5 protein-coding genes are annotated in these 2,967 nt (G+C 52.1%); all 5 read left to right on the top strand.

Going from position 1 to position 2,967, the window contains the following annotated elements; translation table 11 throughout:
* On the top strand, positions 1-528 hold a 528-nt coding region (locus ACO5R6_RS07540), incomplete at its 5' end, for a DUF4141 domain-containing protein (RefSeq protein WP_485626566.1).
* A 2-nt stretch (positions 529-530) separates the two neighbouring features.
* Positions 531-1,607 carry a conjugative transposon protein TraJ gene (gene traJ / locus ACO5R6_RS07535; protein ID WP_270776919.1) on the top strand — a complete coding sequence of 359 codons (1,077 nt, stop codon included), beginning with the start codon at positions 531-533 and terminating at the stop codon, positions 1,605-1,607.
* A gap of 19 nt (positions 1,608-1,626) precedes the next feature.
* A complete protein-coding gene (gene traK, locus ACO5R6_RS07530; RefSeq protein ID WP_021666057.1) occupies positions 1,627-2,250 on the top strand; it encodes a conjugative transposon protein TraK in 624 nt (207 codons plus the stop codon).
* Positions 2,247-2,579, top strand: a complete 333-nt coding sequence (locus tag ACO5R6_RS07525) for a TraL conjugative transposon family protein (RefSeq protein ID WP_485626565.1) — start codon at positions 2,247-2,249, stop codon at positions 2,577-2,579. The genes traK and ACO5R6_RS07525 overlap by 4 nt, the downstream gene beginning before the upstream one ends.
* A gap of 76 nt (positions 2,580-2,655) precedes the next feature.
* The coding region (locus tag ACO5R6_RS07520) for a hypothetical protein (protein WP_485626564.1) at positions 2,656-2,967 on the top strand (312 nt) is incomplete at its 3' end.

Below are 2,967 nucleotides of genomic sequence, written 5' to 3'. Positions count from 1 at the left end.
ATCATCAACACGACCAAGGAAATCGTGCAGACCTCCAAGACGGTCAAGAACACGCTTGACAACTTCAAGGAGGTCGAGAAGCTCTACAATGAGAGCAAGAAATACTACGATGCCCTGAAAAAGGTGAACAACCTCGTGCGGGACGCCCAACGGGTAAAGGAGACGATTTTGATGGTCGGAGAAATCTCCGATATCTATGTGAAGAACTACAAGAAGATGCTCTCCGACCCGAACTTCCGACCGGAAGAGCTGGTCGCCATTGCCAACGGCTACACCAAACTGCTCGGAGAAAGCAACAACCTACTCAAGGAACTGAAGCAGGTGGTGAACATCACCACGCTGAAGATGACCGACAAGGAGCGTATGGACGTGGTAGATCGCTGCTACAAGGAAATCAGGGACTACCGCAACCTTGTGCGTTACTACACGAACAAGAACATCTCCGTGAGCTATCTCAGAGCCAAGAAGCAGCAGGACACCGACCGGGTGCTCTCGCTCTATGGAACGGATAACGAAAGGTATTGGTAGGTATGGGAGCGGAATTTGACAACCTGCATCAGGTGCTCCGTTCGCTTTACACGGAGATGATGCCGATGTGCGGTGACATGATTGGCGTCGCCAAAGGCATTGCGGGCTTGGGCGCACTCTTCTATGTGGCACTCAGGGTATGGCAGACGCTTGCCCGTGCCGAACCCATCGACGTCTATCCTTTGCTCCGTCCGTTCGCTCTCGGTCTCTGCATCCTCTTCTTTCCGATGGTGCTGGAGACCATCAACGGCGTGCTTAGTCCCGTCGTGCAGGGTACACACAAGATGCTCGAAAAGCAGACTTTCAGCATGGACGAATACCGCAAGTTGCGGGACAAGCTGGAATACGAGGCGATGGTGAAGAATCCCGAAACAGCCTATCTGGTGAGTAACGAAGAGTTTGACAAGAAACTGGATGAACTCGGTATCTCTCCCTCGGATATGGCGACAATGGCGGGGATGTACGTGGAACGCAGCATGTACAACCTCAAGAAATGGTTCCGCAATATGGTGCGGGAGCTCTTGGAACTGCTTTTCGCCGCTGCCGCCCTGCTCATCGACACGCTTCGGACATTCTTCCTGATTGTCCTCTCCATCTTGGGACCGATAGCCTTTGCCATCTCCGTGTGGGACGGTTTCCAAAGCACCCTCACGCAATGGTTCACGAGGTATATCTCCATCTATCTGTGGCTACCTGTGGCGGACTTGTTCAGTTCGATGCTGGCAAAGATTCAGGAACTGATGCTCAAACACGACATCACGCAGTTACAGAATGATCCCACCTATACGATAGATGCTTCGAATGGGGTGTACCTCGTCTTTATGATTATCGGTATCATCGGCTACTTCACTATTCCGACAGTTGCGGGCTGGGTAATACAAGCCGGAGGAGCGGGTAACTACGGTAAAAACGTGAACTATGCGGCAGGAAAGGGTGCCGGTATCGCAGGTGCTGCGGGCGGAGCCGTTGGTGGATTTGCCGGAGGACACGGAAAACAGGTCTTGCATAGTGCGGGACATAAAGCCAAGGAGGTGGCAGGGCAGCTTTTCCGCAGGAGAAGCGGAAATTCTCCCGAATAATAAATAAGAATGAAAAGCTATGGAATTTAAGTCATTAAAGAATATTGAAACAAGTTTCAGGCAGATACGCCTCTTTACCTTGGTCGTCGTCTGCCTGTGTGCTCTCCTTGCGGGGTATTCGGTATGGAGTGCCTACTCCTTTGCCGAAGCCCAGAGGCAGAAAATCTATGTGTTGGATGGCGGTAAGTCGCTGATGCTCGCCCTGTCGCAGGATCTGTCGCAGAACAGACCCGCGGAAGCCAAGGAGCATGTGCGCCGCTTCCACGAGCTGTTCTTCACCCTTTCGCCCGATAAGAGTGCCATTGAGGGGAATATCTCCCGTGCGCTGCTCTTGGCGGACAAGAGTGCCTACAATTACTATCGGGATTTCTCTGAGAAAGGGTACTACAACCGTATCGTGGCGGGAAATATCAATCAGGTCGTGCAGGTGGACAGCGTACTCTGTGACTTCGACCGCTATCCCTATGCGGTACGGACGTATGCCCGACAGATGATTATCCGTGCCACCAACGTGACCGAGCGCAGTCTCGTGACCGTATGCCGCCTGCTCAATACGAGCCGCAGCGATGACAATCCGAACGGCTTCAATATCGAAGGATTCGAGATTGTGGAGAACAAGGACATCAGTACCCGTAAGCGATGAAAAAGAAAAGTCTGTTCCGAATGATGCAGGAGGGAGCGGAGGCAAGGCTCCGCCGCCTGTGCGGACGCATCCCCGCTCATCTGAGGCTGTATGTCGTCCTGACGATGCTTCTCTTTTTCGCCATACTTGCCAACTATGTTTTCTTCAACGGTTTGTACCGTATCTTCTCAGACGGAGACTCTGAAGAGGAAACGTTACCGGCAATCGAGCATATAGAAGCCCCTGAAGTAAGGCGGCTCTATCCCAAAGACAGTATCAACCTATTAAAGTATTACGATTATGTTCCCATTCAAAAGAAAGACAGCCTCCGATACGAGCACCTCGCCTGAGCTGACGGAGGAAGAGAGACAAAGGCGAAAGAAGTTTATCATTTACCCCCTGATGTTTCTGCTTTTTGCAGGCTCTATGTGGCTCATCTTCGCTCCATCGGAGAAAGAAGGGGAGAAACAGGCGAAGGGGTTCAACACGGAAGTCCCTGACCCGATGGCAGCCGAACTGATCGGTGACAAGAAGAAAGCCTATGAGAAAGAGGTGATGGAAGAGAAAGAGCAGGAACGAAGTCGTGCTATGCAAAGCCTCAGTTCTCTCTTCGGGGAAATGACAGGAGGACAACTGGCGCAGAGTTCCGAAGAGTTGGCCTTGAAGACGGATTTGTCGGAAAGAGACAACGGCTTCGGCTCTCGCACCGCTGCTCCGCAAGAGGGATTCCACGCCTCT

This window comes from Shuttleworthella sp. (genome assembly GCF_057251025.1).
The sequence above is the reverse complement of the archived record's forward strand: the minus strand, read 5'-3'. Positions and strand labels throughout refer to the sequence as shown.

Bases quoted from the DNA above. Each gene is read 5' to 3' on its own strand.
- ACO5R6_RS07525 (WP_485626565.1), top strand. From the start codon at position 2,247: ATGAAAAAGAAAAGTCTGTTCCGAATGATGCAGGAGGGAGCGGAGGCA.
- traJ (WP_270776919.1), top strand. From the start codon at position 531: ATGGGAGCGGAATTTGACAACCTGCATCAGGTGCTCCGTTCGCTTTAC.
- traK (WP_021666057.1), top strand. From the start codon at position 1,627: ATGGAATTTAAGTCATTAAAGAATATTGAAACAAGTTTCAGGCAGATA.